This is a genomic window from Pseudanabaena sp. FACHB-2040, assembly GCF_014696715.1.
Classification (GTDB): domain Bacteria; phylum Cyanobacteriota; class Cyanobacteriia; order Phormidesmidales; family Phormidesmidaceae; genus JACVSF01.
Map to the genome: position 1 here is coordinate 1 of NZ_JACJQO010000022.1, position 21086 is coordinate 21086.

The window sequence follows — 21086 nt, forward strand, 5'->3', positions numbered from 1 at the left end:
CCGGTATAGAGGTCGTAGGAGACTTCGACGCCGCTACTGAGGGTGGTGTTGATCTGGCTGCCGCTGGTGATTTGCCCGGTGGTGGGAGAAAAGTCGGAGGACTGCCCCTCCTGGGCGGTTAGCGAAGCAGAGAGGTTGACGCCGGGCAGGCGGTCGGCTTGGGCTTCTCGCAGGGCGGCTTGGCTGCGCTCAAGTTCGAGCAGGGCGATTTGCAGCTCTTGGTTGTTGCGGGCAGACAGCTCGATGGCCTGCTCTAGGGTGATGGCCTGAGCCTCTGTGATGCTCACTTCCCCAGGTCGAGTCGGCAGCAGCAGTGGGTTGGCCTCGGGGTCGAGGGCTGAAGAGGTCGGTGGGATTGCGGGTCTGCCAGTGGTTGCCGGGGCAGCAGGTGCCTCCTCAACCTCCAAGGGTTCCGTGACGGGTTCTTGCTGGGCTAGCAGTGAGGCCGGGGTGACTACATCAGCCTTCAAAGTTTGATTAGTGGAAGAGGAAGCGACTGCGGAGACAGGCAGCTTGGCTTGGGCAGAACTTTGGTGGGATAGCGGGAAAACTGCGATCGCAGTTCCCAGCCCCAGAGTCATCAAATAACGGTGAAAGATACCTTGCATAGATAATCGATGTCTGTCTGTTGTGGGGGAATTTGCTGGAGAAATAGTGTGCTTCTTCTAAAGACTTTCAGAGGGTTTCTGTGAAATAGAAGAGTTGCCCTGGCTATAGCTTCAGGGCAGTTATTTCAGAACAGGCAAGGTTCAAAGATTGAGCGATCGGAGCATTGCTTAGGGCATTCGTTAAGTAAAGTTCTAGGGGAAATTGATTGAAGTGCTGGCCATAGTTGACGTTAGATAGCAGCTGATATTCAGATTGCCTTTCAAGATAGGTGTTAAAGAAGGCAAGGCTGAGCAGCTTCAAGTACCGCTTTGCTACAGCTGGGTCAGCGCCAGCCAACTCATTCAGCAAACTGCTTTGCCCAGTAGAGACTGCATCATAGCTATGTCCTCCGCCTTGAATCAGCGCCAGGTACTTGTCAGAGGAATCTAGCCAGGTGAATGGGCAGATTTGCTCTAGCAGCGGTGGTGCAACCCAATCGTCACTGCCCGCCACTATGAGCAGGGGAGTGCTTAAGTGCTTTAAGCCTTCTTCTCCAAATAGAGCACTGCCAATTGGGTTAAACACAAAGGCAGCCTGAATGCGTTCGTCCTGTAATTCATAGTCTACGTTTGGCAGTTGGAGCGCTGAGCACTGCAATAACAGCGATACATTTGCCATATTCAAACTGAACTGAGTTTGGCTGCAAATGTGATTCAGGTTCGTAAAATCGATACTGGCCCCCACTAACGCCAAAGCCGTATAGCCGCCAAAAGAATGGCCCACAACTCCAATCTGCCGTAAGTTCAAGCGGTTTCGTCGGGGCCCAAACTGGTTGCGAGTTTGCAGTTCATCAAGCAAAAAGGTGATATCTCTAGGGCGCTCAATAAATTCGCTGGGTTCTGTCACCTCACGGGCCAAACCTCGTAAAAGGTTTTGCACCTGCTCAGTGTTGCTATTTGGATGCTCCACCACAGCTACAGCAAACCCATGAGAAGCTAAATGTTCCGCCAACTCAATCAGGTCCGTTCGGCTAGCGGCCAACCCATGAGAGAACACGATTACAGGAGCAGGACTGGTTGTAAGAGGTTGATAGAAATCTACGAGGATACGGCGCTGGCGCAGCTCATCAAAGAGCATTAACACCTCTTTATTCCAAGCGATTTCTCCCAACTCGCTAAGACTTGAGGTTGTCATCGCCTCAAAGTCAGTCATTTCCTGATTAGCCAGTTGAGCAATCAAGGTCATGGCCTGATGATTGCGATCGAAAAGCTGGTTGAATTGACCGACGATGTGCTGGGCATAGCTTGCATCAACTCGAAGGGTTGACGTAGGAAACTGCCTGATGACATTGAGCGGGGTTAAGCCCTCTGGTTCCGCTGCGGCTAAAATCAAGGCTCCTCGCAAACCCGAAAATCCATTTTGCCGAGCCCCGGTTTGAATCGTGTCTCCAAAAAAGCGCAGAGTCTCTTCACCAAAGGAAGAGTAGGTAAGCTGCCCGATCTCAACGGGGGATAAAGGGATTGGCTGGATTAAAAACTGGCGAATTTGAGTTAGCTGATCTTCAGGGAGGTAGCGCGCGTAAGCCTGCAGTTCGCTATCAACAGTTCCCTCATAAGCAAAGGCTTCTAGGGAAGAGACTGAAATTGAGAATTCAAAAAGCCTATAGGAAACCACTACCCTCTCTGCAGACCAGCTCGGCAGAGGGCGGATAGCGGCTAAAATTCCAACCGGCAAGGTTGCGATCGCAAAACCATATCTGAGCCATCGATTCCTCAAAACCATTTTCGTTTTCCTATCTCAATAAAGAAGGTGAAATCGGTTTGCTCTGCTCAAATCAGGATTTCGGCCTAGTGAGCCAGCGCTGCTGGGTCAGGGTGATTGGCTAATCGGCCATCCTCCATGTAGACAATGCGATCTGCGATATCGAGAATTCGGTTGTCGTGGGTGACGATTAAAATCGTGCAGCGCTGCTCTTTGGCGAGCTGCTGCATTAGGTTGACGACATCTCGGCCTGATTTTTTGTCTAGTGCGGCTGTGGGTTCATCGGCCAGAATGATTTTGGGGCGGCTGACTAGGGCCCGTGCGATCGCAACCCGCTGCTTTTGCCCACCAGACAAGTTCTCAGCGTAGTAATCGATGCGGTTTTCTAGGCCGACTGCTTTGATCATGTCGGCGGCCACCGTATCTAAGTCTCCCTGCAAATACTGCTCGTGCAGTTCCAGCGCCATGCGGACGTTTTGCTTAGCCGTTAGAAACGTCATCAGGTTGTGGGCCTGAAAAATGTAGCCAATCTGTTTGCGCAGCTGCAGTAGCTGCTGCCGAGTTGCCCCGCAAATCTCCTGGCCCAAAAGTTTGAGGCTGCCTTCTTGGGCAGATCGCAGCCCGCCCATCAGCGTTAGCAGCGTCGTTTTACCCGAACCCGACGGGCCGGTCATAATGATGATCTCGCCTGCCCGGATCTCAAGGTTGATATCAAACAGGGCCTGCTTTCGCAGATCTCCCTGACCAAAGTAATGGTTCAAATTCTGAGCCAAAATAACAGGCTGTTCTACGGCTGCAGCTGTTGCTACAGGAGATGAAAAGGTATCCATGGTGCACCAAATTCGCTAAATGGATTGCGATCGCAAATTCTTCTGATGGGCTTGGGCACTTTGCCCCTCAGCCCGGTTAAAAAATATCGGCTGGGTCGGCGCTGTAGAGCTTGCGCATAGCCACCGTTCCAGAACCGGCGCACATCACAAGGGTCAGCACCAGCACCGTAATCGCCCGGTCGAGCTTCATGCCAATGGGCAGCAGAGTGGCTGCATAGACAACCTGATAAAGCCCAGTCGCCAACAGCACACTGGGCACAAAGCCAATCAGCGCCAAAATTAGAGATTCCTGCAGCAATACCATCAGCAGGTAGCGATCGCTATAGCCCATCGCCTTGAGCGTGGCAAATTCCGGCAGGTGATCGGACACATCAGAGTAGAGAATCTGGTAGACAATCACCACGCCGACGATAAAACCAATCACGGTACCCAGACCAAAAATAAAGCCAATGCCGGTACCCTCAGACCAGTACAGCTTCTCAATGTCGGCAAAACCCTCCGGGGTCAGCACCGTGACATCATCGGGCAAAGTCGCCTGTAGCTGCTGCATAACCCCTTCAACGTCCGCACCTGGATCAAGCTGAATTAAGCCCACCTCAATCTGGCTAGGGGATCGTTCAGGAAACAGGTTGAGAAAGGTGGAATCGCTAACGACAACGTTGCCGTCAGCAGCAAAGGAAGACCCCATCTGAAACACCTGGTTTACCTGAAGCTGCCTGCCGTTTACCTGAACCTGCAGCGGCCCATTTTCAGCTAACAGATCGGGAATCGGGCCATACTCCGGTCGGCCCGCCCGGTCAAAGAGCGCTCCATTCAAAGGCTTGATGGCCTCCAGGTTTTGCTGAATCTCTGGGTTGGTAAAGGCCGGATTGGCCGGATCGACGCCCCAAATCAGGATGGTGCGGCTCAGCAAAGTCTCAGGATTGCGCCACTGGGCAGAAGCAATATAAAGCGGGCTGACGGTGGCCACGCCCGCCACACCCAACGCTTGATAAAGCCGCTCCCGCGGGCTGCTGCGAACAGCAAACAAAGTTTGAAACTGGGGGTTAGCAATCACTAGATCTGCATTTAGATCCTGATAGGGCTTGGTCGCAGCATCAAACAGTGCCCCCTGAAAGCCCATCTGCACAAACATCAAGATGTCGGCAAAGGCAATGCCAGATAGGGCAACTGCTAGGCGGGCCTTTTGCTTAGTTAGCAGCAGCCAGGCCAGGGGAGTTTTTCGGGTGCGAAATGGCAGCATGGGCAAGTTCCTAGGTTATTGAGCGGCTGGCTGAGTGGTTCTATACCGAACGTCCGTTATGCTTTGAGGCGCAGAAGTCTCTGGCTGAATCACGACTTGGACCTGTAGATTGGTCAGATTGGCAACGGTGCGGCTGGCTTCGGGGGTGAGGGCGATGCGAACTTCCACCACCCGACGGTCTAAGTTTTCGCCTGGCTGGTTGCTAAAAACGTTTTGGCGGTCGATCTGCAGGCCCACCTGCGAGACTACGCCCTGCAGCTCTCCACCAAAAGCCTGCCCGGTGACGACCGCAGCCTGGCCTGGCGTAACTCGGCCAACATCGCTCTGGTAGACCTCTGCCACTACCGCCATTTCATCGGTTTGGCCCAGATCGGCAATGCCGCTATCGGTGAGCTTTTCTCCCGGACGGGCATGGACTTTGAGCACCTGTCCGGCGATAGGAGCCCGGATATTGGCCTGCTCTAGGTTGGTTTGAGCTTGCTGGAGAGCTGCGATCGCACCCTCCACCTCAGCCTGAGCCACCTGCACATCTACCGGACGCACCTCCGCAATGCGATCTAAAGTTGCAGTTGCTTCCCGCAGCTGAGCCTGAAGGGTAGTCAGCGTGCGGTTGGCGCTCTCTCTGGCCTCGCTCAGCTGAGCTTGAGCGGTGGTCGCTGTCAGGCGATAGCCATCGAGAGTAGAGGCCGACACCGCCCCTTGCTGGTAAAGCTGCTCAAATCGCTGATACTCCCGCTCAGCGGTTTGCACTTCTGCCTCTAGGCGGGCAAGAGTAGCCGCCTGCACCGAGCGAGATCCCTCAATTTCGGCCTGCAGTCGGCTGATGTTGGCCCGCTGAGCCTGCAGTTCGCCCGTCTGAGCGCCAGCCTGCACTTGGGCTAAGCGAGCCTGGGCTGCTCGCACCCGCTCCTGGGCCTGCTGCACCTCATCCTGCAGTCGATTGCGAGAGTCGAGCACCGCGATCACCTGACCGGCCTCTACCCGATCGCCCTCTCCTACCTGGAGTTCTAGCAGGCGATCGCCATCGAGCGCCATGGGAGCCGCCACTTGAATCACCTCGGTAGCAGGTTCGAGCCGCCCGAGAGCAGCAATTCCTACAGGTGGCAGCACTTCAGCAGACGATTCCGCCTCTTCCCTAGCCTGGTTAAAGGTGGCAACACCGTAAACGGTTAGGCCGCTGACGGCTGCGATCGCACCGATAGCCAACCCCCACGCCCTACGATTCTTTAGCCTCAATACGCCCTGCAGCATCTCACAACCCTCGCCTCATAGCTAACAATCAACGACTTTTGACTCGGAAGCCTGCTGTTTTTCCAGATAGAGCCGCAGCATCTCCAGCAGCAGGCGGGCATGGTCTTGGAACGAAAAGCCTTCTGGCTCATACATCCGGTGCAGCAAAATGCCGTCTACAACACAGCCCAGAAATTCTAGAAGAGGCTTGTCCTCAATACCCAACAGCTCAGCTATCTGCGGCTCGCTCTCCCTCCAGACATCGTGAAATACCTGACAAGGAGACTTATTCTCACGCTGCTGATGCTGATAAAACTCGACCCAAATCAGGTTCTGCTTGATGAAATAGTCTTCGTGCTCAGCAACAAATTGAAGGGCCACTTCAGCTCGTTCGAGCGTTGCCTCTTTTTCACTCATAACAGCGATCGCATTTTTAATGTCCTGCAAAGACATCTCCCGCACTAGCTGTTCAAAGAGGGCTTCTTTGCTAGGGAAGTAGTGGTAAAGCGTGCCAGTAGACACCCCCAACCCTTGAGCAATTTGCCGCATTGTTAAAGCGGCGTATCCCTTCTCGGCAAACAAGTCGAAGCATTGCCTCAGTAACTCCCTACGGTATTGATCATGGTCAACAATCTTGGGCATAATCGCTCGAACGGCTTGGAATATAAAAAGTAGAGCTGCTTAAAAATAACTCCACTCACTGTCCAATATTTTATATCGAACGATTGTTATACAAATTTTATAACGCAGCTGAGCTTCCTTGTAAAGGGGTTGGCCGCCTAAAAAGCCATGCTATGCTAGAAGAACATTTGGGATTATTTTCGGTTGTGTAATTCGTCTTCAGGCGTTTCTCCGGATCTAACTCTCCTCAAATCTCGATTCGGAGATCTTTCATGTCTATCTACGTTGGAAATTTGTCTTACCAGGCTACTGAGGGAGACATTTCCCAAATTTTTGCCGAGTATGGAACTGTTAAGCGCGTTCAGCTGCCGACTGACCGCGAAACCGGACGGATGCGGGGCTTTGCTTTTGTAGAAATGGCTACAGATGCTGAGGAAGATGCGGCAATCGAAGCTCTAGACGGAGCTGAGTGGATGGGTCGCGACATCAAAGTTAACAAAGCCAAGCCGCGTGAAAGCAGAGGCCCTTCTCGCAGCAGCTGGTAAGCCAGCCATTAAAGTTCAACCGCTAGCAGGCTTTTAAGCTTGAGCGTTACAGTCTTGAGGGTAGACAAGGCGTCTACCCTTTTTGTTTACCTCTATTCAATCAATTCGTCTTCTTTAAGACAGACGCAAGCTTATCAGGAGATCGAATGGCACAAGTCACACTAGGCGAAGATGAGGGCATTGAGTCAGCCCTACGCCGCTTCAAACGAAAAGTATCTCGAGCGGGAATTTTCCCAGACATGCGGAAAAACCGCCACTTTGAAACCCCCATCGAAAAACGCAAGCGCAAGGCGCTCTCTAGACAAAAACGGAGACGCAGTAACTTCCGTTAAATTTCTCCGCCATACTGCCCCAAGCTAGCGTCTATGACAACCCTTCTAGCAAGATGGACAAGGCGTAGGGGCGGGTTCTTTTGCAGCTAGAAGTGCAGCCAATTTACAAATACTTGTAAAAGCTGTAGCTCATGCCTGGAAAACATTTAGAGGTTATCGAATGATGAAAGTTCCAGAATTAGTAAGTCGTTACAAAGCCGGACAACGAGATTTCAGAAACCTAAACCTGATTGCGGCAAATCTTAGAAACCTCAATTTTGCCGGTGCGAACTTCAGCGGCAGTAATTTCACTGGCGCAAATTTGACGGGAACCAATTTGAGCTGTGCCAACTTAACTGGCGCAAATCTAACCAAGGCCAAGTTCTCAGAAACCAACCTAACGCGCTCAAATCTCAGCAATTCTGATTTAAGTGGTGTTGATCTGAGCCGGGCCAATCTTAGGCAAGCATATCTCACTGGGGCCAACATGCCGCAGCCTATCTAGCCGTGGCCGATGTAGCCGCAGCTTGCGTAGAAGATTGAAACAGAGGTGCAGCCAGCTGCACCTCTGTTTCGTTAGGGTGTTTTGTTAGGGCCTAGCGGCTGTAAATTCGGGTAAGTTCTCGAATGCGATCGCTAATCTCTTGAGTTAGCAAATCAGAACTGCCGTAGCGCCAGCGCCAATTGCCAGGAATTTTGCTGGGATCATTCATTCTGGCCCAACCCTCTAGACCTAAGAGATCTTGCAGGGGAATGATCGCCAGGTCGCTAACAGTAGACAGCGCCAGCCGAATCAGCACCCAGTTGATCTCGCTAACAGCATCCGGGCTGGCATAGCCCAGGTATTGGGCAAAGAACTGTTTTTCCTCAGGTCTAAGCGTCGCCCACCAGCCCAACGTAGTGTCGTTGTCATGGGTGCCCGAGTACACAACGCTATTGCGGGCATAGTGGTGGGGCAGATGGGTGTCTTCGGGGTTGCCGTTAAAGCCAAACATCAGAATCTTCATGCCCGGAAAGTCAAACTGATCGCGCAGAGCCTCGACCTCCGGCGTAATGATCCCCAAGTCTTCAGCCATGATGGGCAGACTGCCTAGGCGCTCACCCAACGTTTTGAAGAACGCTTCGCCTGGGGCTTTAACCCATTCACCGTTAATTGCTGTGGCTTCTCCCGCAGGCACTTGCCAGTAGGCTTCAAAGCCTCGAAAATGGTCAACCCGTACAACATCAACATATTGCAGGGTCGCCTTAAAGCGCTGAGTCCACCAATCAAACTCGGTGCGCTGACATTCATCCCAATCGTAGACAGGGTTGCCCCAGAGTTGCCCAGTCTCACTAAAGTAGTCGGGCGGCACACCGGCAATGTAGGCCGACTCTAGGGTTTCGGGATTGAGCTTGAAGAGTTTGGGGTGAGCCCACACATCAGAGCTGTTGTGGCAGACGTAGATCGAGACATCTCCGACAATTTGGATGCCTTTGCCGTTGGTATAGGCGCGCAGTCTCGACCACTGCTCAAAAAACTTGAACTGTAAAAAGCGGTGGAACTGAATCTGCTCGTGCAGCGCTTCAGTTTTAGCCTGCAATGCTTCAGGCTGGCGGCGAGCCACAGCCTCTTCCCACTGGCTCCAAGGTTTGCCGTCATTGGCCTCCAGCAAAGCCATAAACAGGACAAAATCATCCAGCCACCAGGCCTGTTCCTGGCAAAACTGGTCAAACTGGGCCTGATTATCCCCAGTCAGTGACGCTTGAAATCGCTCAAAAGCTTTTCCTAGGAACTGTCGCTTGTGGGGAATGACCCGGCTAAACTCCACTCGATTGGGGTTGCTGTTGGGCAGCGGCTCCAGTTCATTGGTTTCCAGCAAGCCCTCTTCTACCAACCGCTCCAGGCTAATCATCAGCGGGTTGCCCGCAAAAGCGCTGAAGTTCATAGTGTAGGGCGAGTGGTCGTAGCCCGTAGGCCCCAGCGGAAGCACCTGCCACAGACTTTGACCACTGCGTTTCAGGAAGTCTACAAAATCATAGGCGGCCTGACCCAAATCCCCAATACCGAAGGCACTGGGAAGAGACGTGGGGTGCAGCAAAACACCGCTGGCGCGTTTAAAACTCATGGCAGACGGGCTGATAAGACAACAGAGGGCGATAGACCTAGAAAGTCCGTAACCCAATCCCTTGATAGGGGAAAAACAGCAAAGAGACAACTATCTTTAGGTGGGCTAAAGAATTCGATAGGGTGCCAGAAAGCATTTCGTTCTGCTGTTTACCGCTGTTTCAGCCCAGCCTTACTTGCCAATGCAGAACCGGCTAAAGATCTCGTCTAGCATTGACTCGGTGATCTCATTGCCAGTGATTTCTCCTAGAGCCTGAATTGCAATTCGCAGGTCAATCGTCCAAAAATCTAGGGGCAGCTGGTTGTTGATAGTTTCCTGCACCTGCTCTAGGGCGGCTTGGGCGCGAGCTAGAGCTGCTGCCTGTCGTTGGTTGATGGCTAGGTCTAGATTTGCCGCCGACAGATTATCCGCCTGCACGGTTTTGAGGATGGTTTGTTCTAGGGCTTCAATGCCTTGATTTTGGGCGGCTGCAGTGTAGACAACGGGAAGTGCCGAATCTGGCAGAGTGGGCAAAGAGCTGGAGTCTACCAGATCCAGCTTGTTGACCACAAAGATGAGAGGCCGGTGTTTGACCGTGTCATACAGCCGCTGATCCTCGGCTGTCCACCCGGCTGCGGCATCGAGGGTGAGCAAAACTAGATCGGCAGACTGGGCCGCTTGGCGGGATCGCTCAATGCCCATACGCTCGACCTGATCAGCCGCATCTCGAATCCCTGCCGTATCCAGCACCTGGACTGGGATGCCGCCGACCACTAGCTGAGACTCAACCACATCGCGCGTCGTGCCCGGCAGGTCAGTAACGATGGCGCGATCGCAACGGCTCCAGGCATTGAGCAAACTCGATTTACCCACATTGGGGCGACCCACAATCGCCACCTTCAGGCCGCTACGCAACAGCTCTCCCTGATGCGCTGTGTCTAAAATGCGGCGTACCTCCGCCAGCGCATCTGTCAGCTGCTGGCAAATGGCCGGTTCATCTAGGGGCGGCAGGTCTTCTTCAAAATCAATGCGGGCCTCTACCTCTGCCAGCATATCCAGACAGGCCGAGCGCAAGGTCTGAATCGGCTGCATCAACCGTCCTTGAAGACCTGCTAGGGCTGCTTGAGCCGCTTGAGGAGACTGAGCCCCGACTAAGTCGGCAATGCCCTCGGCCTGGGTCAGGTCCAGCCGACCGTTGAGAAAGGCGCGCAGGGTAAATTCTCCGGGCTGGGCCAGCCGGGCTCCTTGGGCAATGCAGAGCTGCTGCACTTGCTGCACCGCCATAATGCCGCCATGACAGTGAAACTCCACCACGTCTTCACGGGTGTACGACCGGGGAGTAAGCATGAGCAGCAGCAGCGCCTCGTCGATCACCTGCTGGGTTTGAGGATGGCAGATATGGCCGTAGAGAATGCGGTGGCTTTCCCATGGCTGCTGGCCTAGTGCTCGAAAGAGGGCCTTTGCGATCGCAACTGCCGTTGCTCCCGACAGCCGCACAATGCCGACACTGCCCTGTTGGGGCACAATCGCGGTTGCGATCGCAACAATCGTTTCTCCCTGGGTGATGGAATGAGCCATGGCACTCTTTAATTAAGCCTGATTCCATTGTGGGTGACGGGTTGCGGATTGCGGCGGTTTGAGAGGAGACGCGGAGAGGGGAAGCGGGTGAAGTGGCACAAGGGTTTTAGAGGCAAAAAGCAGCGATCGATACAATGGGCTATAGGGCTTCTACATTGCTAACTCGCTGGTCTATAGCACTCTCTGTCTTTAGAGATAGAGCGGCCTGAGTGGGATTGCACTGGCTTCCTAATCTTTTTTCTGAAACTGCGTCTTATGCCGATTCCGACATCTTCTCGAACTGGGCAACAGCGGAACCGTGTGAGATCGCAGCAAGACTGGCGACGGCGGCTTAAATACTATTATTGGCGTTTGCTGCGGCTTCAGGGCAATCCTCAGGAGATGGCGCGAGGACTGGCCTCGGGCGTTTTTGCCGGGTGTTTTCCGCTGTTTGGTCTGCAGACGATCATTGGCATTGCGATCGCAACCGTCTTGCGGGGCAACCGGATCTTGGCAGCTGCCGGCACGTGGATCAGCAATCCGCTGACCTACGTGCCGCTGTTTGCTTTTAACTATCAAGTAGGGCACCGGGCTCTGGGCGGTGGGCCTGGAGTAGCTTTTACCGACCTCGGTACTTTAAGGGCCTGGATGGAGATGGGCACCGAAGTCACTAGCCGACTAATGCTGGGCAGCACCATCGTGGGCCTATTGACTAGCCTCTTTAGCTACTACCTGGGCAGCGTGCTGCTGCGCCGTCTCCACGAACGCCGCAAACGTGCCCGGCTACGTCAGCGATAGGCCGCTGCCAGTTCGCAGGTGCTGGGATCTGGCTGCTGATAGATCGCGTTTACAGCTTTTGAGGCTTTGCCAGGGAGAATGCGATCGCCCGTCTCTGCAATCCTGAGGGCCTCACATCCAGGCGGTGCCGGAAAGACACAGGCCAGCTTGGCAGCCAGTGGTGGCGGCGCTTCAAACAGCACACTTGTAAAAGAGCCATCATTATGACGGCTGAGCAGCCGCGCCTGCTGCTCAAACAGCCGCAGCGCTACCACCGGATATACCTGTTGGGGAATGCCTAGCAGCGCCCAACCTTTGCTGTCTTTGGCGCGCCGAAAGCGAATGGTAGACCAGGCAGGGGGAGTTGAGACCGAAATAGAAGCGGTTGCCACAGTAGACATAAGCAGAATCTCAGAACGCAGGCTGACGAAGATCTCATACGTGATTCCAGCATAGATCATATGTACTATACTGTCAGCCCCCTCGCTTCCCTGCCGTCACTCGTTACCGCTATGCATCTCCCCCCATTTGAAAGCCCTTGGCGCATCTCTATTGTTGGCTGCTCCGGCGTGGGCAAGACTACCTTGGCCCGGCATCTAGCCACACAGCTGCAAATTTCCCACATTGAAATGGATGGTCTGTTTTGGTATCCCCACTGGCAGGCAGCGCAAACGGAAGAATTTCGCGATCGCATTAGCCACGCCGTTGCCCAACCGGAATGGGTGATCGATGGAAACTACCGCCAAGCTAGAGATCTAGTCTGGCAGCGGGCGACCCTAATTCTCTGGCTAGACTATCCGCGCTGGCGGGTAATGCAGCAGATTATCTGGCGCACCTGTAAGCGAGTTGTGCTGGCCCAGCCCCTATGGAACGACAACCGGGAGAACTGGCGGCAGGCTTTTTTTAGCCGCGACTCCATGATTTACTACGCCTGGTCCACGCACCCTCAAAGGCGAGAAGAATACAACTGGCTTTTCAGCCTGAGTGAGTTTGAAGGGCGGGTGGTGCGGCTGCGATCGCGTCAAGAAACTGAGGCTTTTCTAAACCAGCTGCCCACGTCTTCAAAAACGCCTTAGCCCCTCCGCCTACTAGGCATAAACTCCCTCCCCCCGTAGACTGAGGGAAAGGTGAAAAAAAACTAAGCACCGGGGAAATCATGCGGATTCTTTTTGTGGCAGCCGAAGCAGCCCCTGTCGCCAAGGTAGGCGGTATGGGCGACGTAGTGGGGTCTCTTCCCAAAGTGCTCCGGAAGATGGGGCACGACGTGCGGATTTTCATGCCCTACTACGGCTTTATGGCTGACAAGGTTGAGATTCCGAGTGAGCCTGTCTGGAAGGGGACTGCGATGTTTAACGACTTCGCAGTCTACGAAACAGTTCTGCCCAAGTCCGACGTGCCTCTATATCTCTTCGGCCATCCTGCCTTTGATCCGCGTCGAGTCTATGGTGGTGAAGACGAGGACTGGCGGTTCACCTTCTTTTCCAACGGCGCGGCAGAGTTTGCCTGGAACCACTGGAAGCCTGAGGTGATTCACTGTCACGACTGGCATACCGGCATGATCCCCGTTTGGATGCACCAGTCACCTGATATTTCCACAGTCTTCACTATTCACAACCTGGCTTACCAAGGACCGTGGCGCTGGAAACTAGAGCAGATGACCTGGTGCCCCTGGTATATGCAGGGCCACAACGTGATGGCTGCTGCAGTTCAGTTTGCCGATCGGGTAAATACCGTCTCTCCCACCTATGCTCAGCAGATTCAGACTGTTGACTATGGCGAGAAGCTAGAGGGGCTGTTGTCCTTTGTCGGTGGCAAACTCAGCGGCATTCTCAACGGCATTGATCCCGATAGCTTCGACCCGGCAGCCGACTCCTACATCGTCAAAAACTTCACGGCAGAGACGCTAGAAGATCGACGCGCTAACAAAATTGCGCTGCAGGAAGAGCTGGGCCTAGAGGTCAATTCCAAAGCGTTTGTGGTGGGTCTGGTCGGCCGCTTGGTCGAGCAGAAGGGACTGGACTTAGTGCTGCAAATTCTGGATCGGTTCATGGCCTACACCGATGCTCAGTTTGTGCTGCTGGGAACGGGCGATCGCTATTACGAAACCCAGATGTGGCAGCTAGCCAGCCGCTTTCGCGGGCGCATGGCAACTTACCTGCTCTATAGCGAAGGCTTAGGCCGACGCATTTACGCTGGGGCCGATGCCTTTTTGATGCCCTCGCGGTTTGAGCCCTGCGGCATCAGTCAGATGATTGCGATGCGCTATGGCTGTGTGCCCATTGTCAGACGAACAGGTGGGCTAGTAGATACCGTGCAGCACAACGACCCGATGAACCATACGGGGACCGGCTACTGCTTCGACCGCTACGAACCGCTCGACCTCTATACTTGCCTGATCAGGGCTTGGGAAGGCTTCCGCTACAAAGATGCTTGGCAGGAACTGCAGCAGCGGGACATGGCCACAGACTTTAGCTGGAAAAAGTCAGCCCTAGACTATATCAGGCTCTACAGCGATCTCTTGGGTCTCAACTACGAAGATCAGGTGCCTCAGTCTCTCCCGGAAAGTCTAGAAACCGCTGGAGAAGAGTCTGTAATGAGTGAGGTAATCGAGGTGCCCGTCAAGGCTTAAAAGGCTCACCCTGTGGCACCGCCTTTTCTCCAGATACTGCTGATCCGCCATGCCGAGTCGGAGGGCAACCCAGAAGGCCGGATGGTGGGCTGGCAGCCTACGCCGCTAACGGCAGTCGGGCGGCAACAGGCAGCAGCGCTGGGCCAGCGGCTGCTGGATCTGTCTTGGCAGCCTACCCACATTTACTGCAGTCCGCTTCTGCGATCTAAGGAAACGCTGCGAGGGATGGTAGCCAAGTTTGGCTGGGCCCTGCCTGACGCGGCAGCTCTGTTAAGTTCAGATGAAGACACACCGCTGCAGCCCTTACCCATTCCTTTAGTTTGGGCAGAGGAGCTGAAAGAGTATCAAAACGGGGTGTTTCAGGGATTGACCTGGGCAGAGGCACAGCAAAATTACCCCGACCTCTGCCAGCAATTAGAAGCTTCGCGGGACTGGCTCCCCATTCCTGGCGCTGAAACTTTAGAGCAGGGCCGGGCTAGAGCGGTTCAGTTTGTCGAGCACCTACTGAACCAGCATCAAAACGGCGATCGCATCTGGATCATCAGCCATCACTGGCTGTTGCAGCAGGTACTATCGGGGCTGCTGGGGTGCGATCGCACCTGGGGCTTTGCCATCTCCTACACGGCTTTGTTTGAGCTTTGGCTAGATCGTCAGCGCTGGCAAGCAGACGACCACAATCTTTGGAATAGTGAGCTTTGGCAAGTAAAACGGTTTAACGATTGTCAACATCTCCATCGCTCACTATAATTCGGGGATCATGACCGTTAGGATCAGGGCAAATGGGCCATTCTACCCAGCCTCCCTCTGGATCAATCCCGATGCAATCTATCGACGATATCTACTGCCAGGCTCGCCAAGGCAGCATTGCCGCCATCATTCAGATATTGAATGATAAGTTGGCCGACTCTAATATCCGTACCCGTGCGGTCTTGGATCAGGGTATTTTGCAGCTGCTGTGTGAGGCCCCCTCGCCTGAGCAGCTCCCCCAAGATAAGGTCGTCGACCGGGTCAAAGCCTTGCTAGAGGGCATGAGCCCCCGGAGCATTGGCCGGGTCAATATCAATGGCCGCATTGTGCAGGAGCAGCAGCTGCTCTGGCTCGATGAGATCAAGCGCGACCCCCAAAACCAGCTGCTTTGGTCAGAGCTGGTGACGCTGCAAAAACCTAATCCAGCAGTGCGGCTCTGGCAGGATATGCGCCTACCTCGCCAGCGCGGGCCCTATATCAATGTGCCCGCCAGTAAGACTAGCTCAGGCAACATCGGCTTTTGGCGAGGATTAATCGGCGGCGTCAGCCTGTGTGTGTTTCTAGTGCTGATGGGCTGGGTGCTCAAAGACTGGTTGGGCTTGGCAAACGGCCCTTTTGCTAACTTGAACAATCAGGAGCAGACAACCCCTGCCGCCGCTCCAGCCCCTGAGTCGATTGATCCCTTCGCTCAGGCAGTGCGGATTGCCCAGCAGGCGGCAAACGACGGTCAGACGGCCAGCACAGCAGCGGCATGGCTAGACTTGGCCTCTCGCTGGCAGCGCGCCTCAGATTTAATGGCTGAGGTACCGCCCGAAGATGCCCGCTATGCTACAGCTCAAGAACGGGTGCAGGCTTATCGGCAAAACAGCAGCATGGCCCTACAGCAGTCAGAACAGCTACAGGCAAGCCCTGAACCCGCTGCTCCATAAGGTGTAAGCAGTGGCATAGGAGTCTTTGCCGTACGGTCGCGATCGCAACCGTGCCCTGAACATCCCTGGCTAGGCAACAAAAGCATTCAGAAGCTAGAGGGCAAACTCTCCCAGGAAGATTATCGTTAGGAAAATCAATTTGCCCTTAGCTAACTGTTACTGCCTATGGCCGTTTCCCCACAAGACTTCTATTCGACTCAGCCCAAAGCCATCGCCCCCGAATATCTAGAAGCCTACGCTGAGCAAGATGCGATCGCAGGTCGTCCCAATCCACGCTTCAAGCAGTCGTCGATCTACTGCAGCCGCTATCTCCAGGTGCGCGTTGATCAGGTTGGGCCAGAAAGCCTGACCGACGCAGAGTGGGATCTGACCATCTTTTAAGCAGCAAACCACCCAAAATCCCCTAAAAATCTACGCCACGCTTCAGGTCAATACCTTTCTCAGCGTAATGCTTGTGGCAAAACACCTCTGAGTGAGCACTGGCTAGCGCAAAGTAGGCAGGGGGCTTCTTGCAGCGTCCGGTGATGATAACTTCGGTGTCTTTGGGCTTACGCAGCAGCGCCTGCACGATTGGCTCCTCGGGCAGCAGCTCTAAATCGACTGTAGGGTTTAGCTCGTCGAGAATGATCGTTTTGTAGAGGCCCGATGCGATCGCAGTGCGGGCAGTTTCCCAGCCCCGCTCTGCTTCAACGTAGTCAATCTCTTGCTGCTGTCCTCGCCAGACAATGGCATCGCGGCCACAGCGCTGGTGGTCTACCAGGTTGGGATAGCTCTTGCGTAGGGCAGCAATGGCAGCATCTTCGGTGTAGCCGTTGCCACCCTTGAGCCACTGCATCACCAACACCCGGTGCGACTTGTCCTGACTGATGCCGCGACCGATGGCCTGCAGCGCTTTGCCCAGGGCGCTAGTCGATTTGCCCTTGCCATCTCCGGTATAGATTTCAATGCCGTCTATGCCAGCCTCCCCGTGTTGTTGCGGCTTCATTTCAGAGTGCAGGTCGGCAATCTCCAGCAGCGGTTGGGGTGCGCCTCGACCCGTGGCAATGATTTCTAGGTGTTCTGGCTTACGCTGCAGGCTGCGCACCACCTCGTCTAGAGGCAGCAGACCCAGATCCAGCACCGGATTAATCTCATCCAGCACCACCACCGAGTAGAGGCCCGATGCGATCGCACCTTTAGCCACATCCCATCCCCGTTGAGCTTCCTGCTTATCAAAGCGAGTGATGTCTTGGGGACCAAAAAATTCCGCCCGTCCAGTGCGCACCTGGTCAATCAGGTGGGGAAACCCTCGCTGCAGCGCTTCAATGGCAGCATCTTCATCATAGGTACGGCCTGGCCCCTTCAAAAACCGTAGCAGCAGCACCCGGCTCTCCATCTCCATAAAGTGGTGAATGCCCAGCCCAATCGAGCGCAGCACCACACCGAGGGCTACCTGAGACTTGCCCTTGCCCTCCCCGTCGTAGACGTGGATTTGCCCTGTTAGTCGCTCGCTGTTTTGCTGCGCTGTCCGAATGCCGATGCCGCTTCTGATCATTGTGTTCGAATATGATTGTGAGGCCCAACTCAAGATTCTATCGGAACCTGAAAGCGCACCATCACGCTTCCCTAGAGCCTAAGCGGTTTTGGCGCTGCCTGCCTCTCGCACAAAGGGGGGATCAACCCGCAATCATTTTGAGAATCTAGGCCATAATTAAGCTCGCTCACCCGCAATCAGTCCTTTGCCTGCTTGCCCAGTGTTGCCCTGACGGTGTCTGGCTATGCCCTTTGCAGATTTTTTTGACGAACTAGGGGTCTTGCCCCTGCGTGCGATTGTATTCCAGAGCCTCTTGCTGCTGGTCGCCGTTGCCTTAGAAGCGATTATCCTGCGCCAGCGGCTGCGTATCGGCTACCGCCCCAGCGTGCAATACGCAGCCACCCTTAACCTGCTGGCAACCAGCCTGGGCTGGCTAACTTTTTTGAGCCTAGAGCCAGTCACCCCAGAGCCGCTAAGAACCCAAATTATCAGCTACATCCTGTTCAACCACTTCTACCTCAATGAGTGGGCAGGCAACCTGCCGATCATTTTGGTTATGGCTGGCATCATTTCTTTCTTCGCCACCCTCTGGATCAAACTCAAAGCGCTAGAGTGGCTGCTGAAGCTACTGGGCATTACCCCGATAGAAGAACCGGAGAAAGATCCCATCTTGTCTCGCAAGGAACGCTATGACTTAGCCCGGCGGGGGCAACAGGGAAAAGGCACCACTTCAACGAGAACCGTAGCCGTTCTGGAGGCCAATGCCGTCAGCTTTACAGCCATTCTGCTGCTGCTGCTGCTGCGCAACGCCATTGAATCTACCTATTAAACTGACTGACTGAGCCTGACTACAGAGCCCGCCTGATGTTTCCTTTCCTGCGAAACCTAATTATCTTTAAGATCTTCCAGCCGTTTTTTCAGACAGTTCGGGACTCCATTATCCCGTCTGATTATTTCTCCTGGAAGACGATGGTTTACCTCAGCCTGTTCTCCTGGCTGATGTCCTGGGTGGCTTACGGCTTTGAGGCCACTCGTTTTACAATTATGCTGCTGACCAGCTTTAGCTGGCTATTTTTAGCCTTTGGCGTAGGCTGGGGACTACAGGCCAACCATGTCAAACTCTTTGGCATTCCTCTGGCTCCTTGGGTTGCCGGAGCGATTCTGTGCGGCTTTATTTTCGGGCTGATTCCGGGCAACCAGATAGAGCTTTCGATCGTCACGTGGCCGCTGATCTCGGCTTTGATTATCATCGTCCCTCAGTTTCTCACCTGGGATGGAAAAGTCAAAGTTCCCCCACCTATAACGCGGCAGCAGGTCATTCTGGTATTTCTGATCAGCTTGCTGTTGAGTAGCTGGCTGCAGTTTTACTTCCGGATACAAAACTGGTTTGACGACTATCCCAGCCTGATGGCCGAAGATTTCGGTACCAGCGGTTTTGTCTACCGAGTGCCAGGCCGGGCCGCTCCCCTCTCAGACGGGGTCGCCCTGCTCACCCTGACCGAAACTACCCTGCAGCAGGAGCTGCACAATCGCCCTTGGTCTGGGGTTGAGCGCTGGCTCCTAAACATTAATGACCAGCTAGTCAACCTGCGGCGGGAAATTCGCGATCGTTTGGTTAGCCCCTCGCGAGAGCAGCGCTTTTGGCGCATAGACGTGCGGCCCGTCACCGCCAGCAATGGCTACGACTTGAAACTACAGGCTATTTGGCAAGGCCCCACTGCCGAGCCCAACGGCTATTACCTGGAGAAGTCCTGCCAACTCACGCGCGTTGAGCGCCCTACCCCAAGCCCTACTACGGGGCTTACCCCTGGCGCACCGGCTAACCCAACGCCAGCAGTAGGGGTTGCCCCGGCTGCTGGCGCTAGCACTACCCCCTGGTCTAACCTCACCTGCGACCTGCAAACCGAACGCAAGTCTGGACAGCCTGCCTAGTTCTGGCAGCATTCGTGGAATACTCAGTTTTGAAAGTATGTTTTGCAGGAAACATCAGAAATAACAGGCGGTTGCTGCGCCTAAGGGGTGTCCATGAATCTAGCCAGAATTGGGGTAATTGCCCGCAACGTGTTTTTTGAGGTCATTCGCGATCGCATTCTTTACCTAGTCGCCCTGTTTGCCGTGCTGATGGTGGCTGCGATCGCACTACTGCCCGATGTCTCCGCCGGAGCCCAAGATAAAATCACCCTCGATCTGGGGCTGGCCGCCATCAATTTACTCAGCGTAGTCGTCGCGGTATTCGTCGGCACTGGCTTGATTAACAAAGAGATTGAAAAGCGCACAGTGCTAGTGCTAATTGCCAAACCCGTCAGCCGACTAGAGTTTATTCTGGGTAAGCACCTGGGGCTGTCGGCAGTGCTAGCGGTGCTGATATTTCTGCTGGCCCTTATTTTTCTGGCAGTGGTTAGCCTCAGCGGCATCAGCTACCCGCTAGGCAGTATTTTGCTGTCCATTCTGTTCATGTTTCTAGAAGTGGTTCTGCTCACTGCCGTAGCCATTCTCTTTGGCGTTTTCACTAGCTCACTGCTGGCTACCCTGCTGACCTTTGCCGTGTTCCTGGTGGGGCACCTCAGCCAAGACATCGTTGCCCTGGGCCAGCTTAGCGAAAATGCTGGTCTCCAGCGGATCACCAATGGGCTGTATCTGGTGCTGCCTGACCTAGAGCGATTGAATCTCAAAAACGAAGCCATTTACGGTATGCAGCTGCTGCCCTCAGGGCTAGAACTGTCCAGCCACGTTCTCTACGCCCTGCTCTACACGGCCCTGCTGCTAGCCATTTCCGTTGGCGTTTTTACCCGCCGCCAGTTTTAAAGCCTTTCCCCCGGCAGCCGACAATCCATCAAATAGCGAGTAGTCTAGAGAAGATTGCCGTCTTCTACTCTGATTTGAGATATTCCTGACAACTATGGTGGCCGACAAGCTAAATAGGCTAAAAGCCCTGTTTGCGGAGATGGATCGGGCCTTGATTGCCTACTCCGGGGGCATCGACAGCACCCTGGTTGCAAAGGTTGCCTACGATGTATTAGGCGATCGGGCGTTGGCGGTAACAGCCAACTCCCCTTCTCTGCTGCCCGAGGATTTAGAAGATGCCCAAATCCAGGCAGCTGAGATTGGAGTACGCCATGAAATTGTCACTACCCATGAGCTAGAAAATCCTAGCTACGCTGCTAATCCAGTAAACCGCTGCTATTTCTGCAAAAGCGAACTGCACGACACCCTCAAGCCTCTGGCCTTAGAGCGTGGCTACCCCTACGTGGTAGATGGCGTCAATGCAGACGATCTGCAGGACTATCGTCCCGGTATTCAAGCAGCCAAAGAGCGGGGAGCGCGTTCGCCATTAGCAGAAGTGGGCATTACCAAGCTAGAAGTCCGGCAGATTGCTCAGAATTTGGGCTTACCCTGGTGGGATAAGCCAGCGCAGCCCTGCCTCAGCTCTCGCTTTCCCTACGGGGAGGCCATCACTGCTGAGAAACTTCAGCGGGTCGGTCGGGCTGAGCGCTACCTGCGACAATTGGGCTGCCGCACGCTGCGGGTGCGTTCGGCTGGCGACACGGCTCGCATTGAGCTGCCGGCCGAGGCGATTCGCTCGTTTGTAGCTGAGGTAGACTTGGAGGCTTTGGTTACCGCGCTACAGAGCTACGGCTTTACCTATGTCACCCTTGATTTAGAAGGCTTTCGCAGCGGCAAACTGAATCAGGTTCTACAGACCACTGGAGCAAACCGTTAG

General features: G+C 54.4%; 23 protein-coding genes. 13 read left to right on the forward strand and 10 right to left on the reverse strand.

What is annotated here, in order from left to right; all coding sequences use genetic code 11:
- The 6 genes from H6G13_RS23030 to H6G13_RS23055 form a co-directional block, all read right to left on the reverse strand.
- Nucleotides 1–608, reverse strand: a 608-nt coding sequence (locus tag H6G13_RS23030; protein WP_190487289.1) for a TolC family protein, incomplete at its 3' end; no start/stop codon positions are given.
- Nucleotides 609–711: 103 nt separating this feature from the next.
- Nucleotides 712–2370, reverse strand: a complete 1659-nt coding sequence (locus H6G13_RS23035) for an alpha/beta hydrolase (RefSeq protein WP_190487291.1) — start codon at nucleotides 2368–2370, stop codon at nucleotides 712–714.
- A 65-nt stretch (nucleotides 2371–2435) separates the two neighbouring features.
- On the reverse strand, nucleotides 2436–3179 hold the full coding sequence (locus tag H6G13_RS23040; protein ID WP_190487293.1) for a DevA family ABC transporter ATP-binding protein: 744 nt from the start codon (nucleotides 3177–3179) through the stop codon (nucleotides 2436–2438).
- 76 nt (nucleotides 3180–3255) lie between these two features.
- Nucleotides 3256–4422: an ABC transporter permease DevC gene (gene devC, locus H6G13_RS23045; protein ID WP_190487295.1), complete on the reverse strand. Its 1167-nt coding sequence runs from the start codon at nucleotides 4420–4422 to the stop codon at nucleotides 3256–3258.
- A 15-nt stretch (nucleotides 4423–4437) separates the two neighbouring features.
- Nucleotides 4438–5673 (reverse strand): HlyD family efflux transporter periplasmic adaptor subunit, encoded by a 1236-nt coding sequence (locus tag H6G13_RS23050; RefSeq protein WP_190487297.1) that lies wholly within the window; start codon nucleotides 5671–5673, stop codon nucleotides 4438–4440.
- A gap of 21 nt (nucleotides 5674–5694) precedes the next feature.
- Nucleotides 5695–6294, reverse strand: coding sequence for a TetR/AcrR family transcriptional regulator (locus H6G13_RS23055; protein WP_190487299.1), 600 nt, complete (start codon nucleotides 6292–6294; stop codon nucleotides 5695–5697).
- Nucleotides 6295–6545: 251 nt separating this feature from the next.
- On the opposite strand from H6G13_RS23055, the gene H6G13_RS23060 reads away from it, so the two are divergent.
- The 3 genes from H6G13_RS23060 (at nucleotide 6546) to H6G13_RS23070 (ending at nucleotide 7634) form a co-directional block, all read left to right on the forward strand.
- On the forward strand, nucleotides 6546–6818 hold the full coding sequence (locus H6G13_RS23060) for an RNA-binding protein (protein ID WP_190487301.1): 273 nt from the start codon (nucleotides 6546–6548) through the stop codon (nucleotides 6816–6818).
- 146 nt (nucleotides 6819–6964) lie between these two features.
- A complete protein-coding gene (gene rpsU / locus H6G13_RS23065; RefSeq protein ID WP_190487303.1) occupies nucleotides 6965–7150 on the forward strand; it encodes a 30S ribosomal protein S21 in 186 nt (61 codons plus the stop codon).
- 160 nt (nucleotides 7151–7310) lie between these two features.
- Nucleotides 7311–7634: a pentapeptide repeat-containing protein gene (locus H6G13_RS23070; protein ID WP_242028489.1), complete on the forward strand. Its 324-nt coding sequence runs from the start codon at nucleotides 7311–7313 to the stop codon at nucleotides 7632–7634.
- A gap of 91 nt (nucleotides 7635–7725) precedes the next feature.
- On the opposite strand, the gene malQ is transcribed toward H6G13_RS23070, so the two are convergent.
- A complete protein-coding gene (gene malQ, locus H6G13_RS23075; RefSeq protein WP_190487305.1) occupies nucleotides 7726–9234 on the reverse strand; it encodes a 4-alpha-glucanotransferase in 1509 nt (502 codons plus the stop codon).
- 171 nt (nucleotides 9235–9405) lie between these two features.
- On the reverse strand, nucleotides 9406–10791 hold the full coding sequence (mnmE, locus tag H6G13_RS23080) for a tRNA uridine-5-carboxymethylaminomethyl(34) synthesis GTPase MnmE (RefSeq protein ID WP_190487306.1): 1386 nt from the start codon (nucleotides 10789–10791) through the stop codon (nucleotides 9406–9408).
- A 255-nt stretch (nucleotides 10792–11046) separates the two neighbouring features.
- Here mnmE and H6G13_RS23085 point away from each other — a divergent pair, with 255 nt between their 5' ends.
- Nucleotides 11047–11568 carry a DUF2062 domain-containing protein gene (locus tag H6G13_RS23085; protein WP_190487308.1) on the forward strand — a complete coding sequence of 174 codons (522 nt, stop codon included), beginning with the start codon at nucleotides 11047–11049 and terminating at the stop codon, nucleotides 11566–11568.
- On the opposite strand, the gene H6G13_RS23090 is transcribed toward H6G13_RS23085, so the two are convergent.
- Nucleotides 11559–11948 (reverse strand): hypothetical protein, encoded by a 390-nt coding sequence (locus tag H6G13_RS23090; protein WP_190487310.1) that lies wholly within the window; start codon nucleotides 11946–11948, stop codon nucleotides 11559–11561. The two genes, H6G13_RS23085 and H6G13_RS23090, sit on opposite strands and share 10 nt — an antisense overlap.
- A gap of 111 nt (nucleotides 11949–12059) precedes the next feature.
- Between H6G13_RS23090 and H6G13_RS23095 the strand changes: the two genes are divergently transcribed.
- From H6G13_RS23095 to H6G13_RS23115, 5 genes are all read left to right on the forward strand, one after another.
- Complete coding sequence (locus H6G13_RS23095) at nucleotides 12060–12623, forward strand: AAA family ATPase (protein WP_190487312.1); 564 nt, start codon at nucleotides 12060–12062, stop codon at nucleotides 12621–12623.
- Between the two features lie 80 nt (nucleotides 12624–12703).
- The gene (glgA, locus tag H6G13_RS23100; protein WP_190487314.1) at nucleotides 12704–14176 is read left to right on the forward strand and encodes a glycogen synthase GlgA; all 1473 of its coding nucleotides are present in this window, start codon (nucleotides 12704–12706) and stop codon (nucleotides 14174–14176) included.
- Between the two features lie 12 nt (nucleotides 14177–14188).
- Nucleotides 14189–14923, forward strand: coding sequence for a histidine phosphatase family protein (locus tag H6G13_RS23105; protein WP_347277520.1), 735 nt, complete (start codon nucleotides 14189–14191; stop codon nucleotides 14921–14923).
- A gap of 71 nt (nucleotides 14924–14994) precedes the next feature.
- Nucleotides 14995–15852 (forward strand): hypothetical protein, encoded by an 858-nt coding sequence (locus H6G13_RS23110; RefSeq protein WP_190487317.1) that lies wholly within the window; start codon nucleotides 14995–14997, stop codon nucleotides 15850–15852.
- A gap of 165 nt (nucleotides 15853–16017) precedes the next feature.
- Nucleotides 16018–16233, forward strand: a complete 216-nt coding sequence (locus H6G13_RS23115) for a hypothetical protein (RefSeq protein ID WP_190487319.1) — start codon at nucleotides 16018–16020, stop codon at nucleotides 16231–16233.
- Between the two features lie 22 nt (nucleotides 16234–16255).
- Here H6G13_RS23115 and H6G13_RS23120 read toward each other — a convergent pair whose 3' ends face one another.
- Nucleotides 16256–17386, reverse strand: coding sequence for a cob(I)yrinic acid a,c-diamide adenosyltransferase (locus H6G13_RS23120; RefSeq protein WP_190487321.1), 1131 nt, complete (start codon nucleotides 17384–17386; stop codon nucleotides 16256–16258).
- Nucleotides 17387–17609: 223 nt separating this feature from the next.
- Between H6G13_RS23120 and fraC the strand changes: the two genes are divergently transcribed.
- The 4 genes from fraC to larE all read left to right on the forward strand — a co-directional run bounded on the left by fraC (nucleotide 17610) and on the right by larE (nucleotide 21086).
- A complete protein-coding gene (fraC, locus tag H6G13_RS23125; RefSeq protein ID WP_190487322.1) occupies nucleotides 17610–18194 on the forward strand; it encodes a filament integrity protein FraC in 585 nt (194 codons plus the stop codon).
- A gap of 35 nt (nucleotides 18195–18229) precedes the next feature.
- The gene (locus tag H6G13_RS23130) at nucleotides 18230–19297 is read left to right on the forward strand and encodes a DUF5357 family protein (protein ID WP_190487324.1); all 1068 of its coding nucleotides are present in this window, start codon (nucleotides 18230–18232) and stop codon (nucleotides 19295–19297) included.
- Between the two features lie 93 nt (nucleotides 19298–19390).
- Nucleotides 19391–20170 carry an ABC transporter permease gene (locus H6G13_RS23135; RefSeq protein WP_190487326.1) on the forward strand — a complete coding sequence of 260 codons (780 nt, stop codon included), beginning with the start codon at nucleotides 19391–19393 and terminating at the stop codon, nucleotides 20168–20170.
- Nucleotides 20171–20264: 94 nt separating this feature from the next.
- The gene (gene larE, locus H6G13_RS23140) at nucleotides 20265–21086 is read left to right on the forward strand and encodes an ATP-dependent sacrificial sulfur transferase LarE (protein WP_190487328.1); all 822 of its coding nucleotides are present in this window, start codon (nucleotides 20265–20267) and stop codon (nucleotides 21084–21086) included.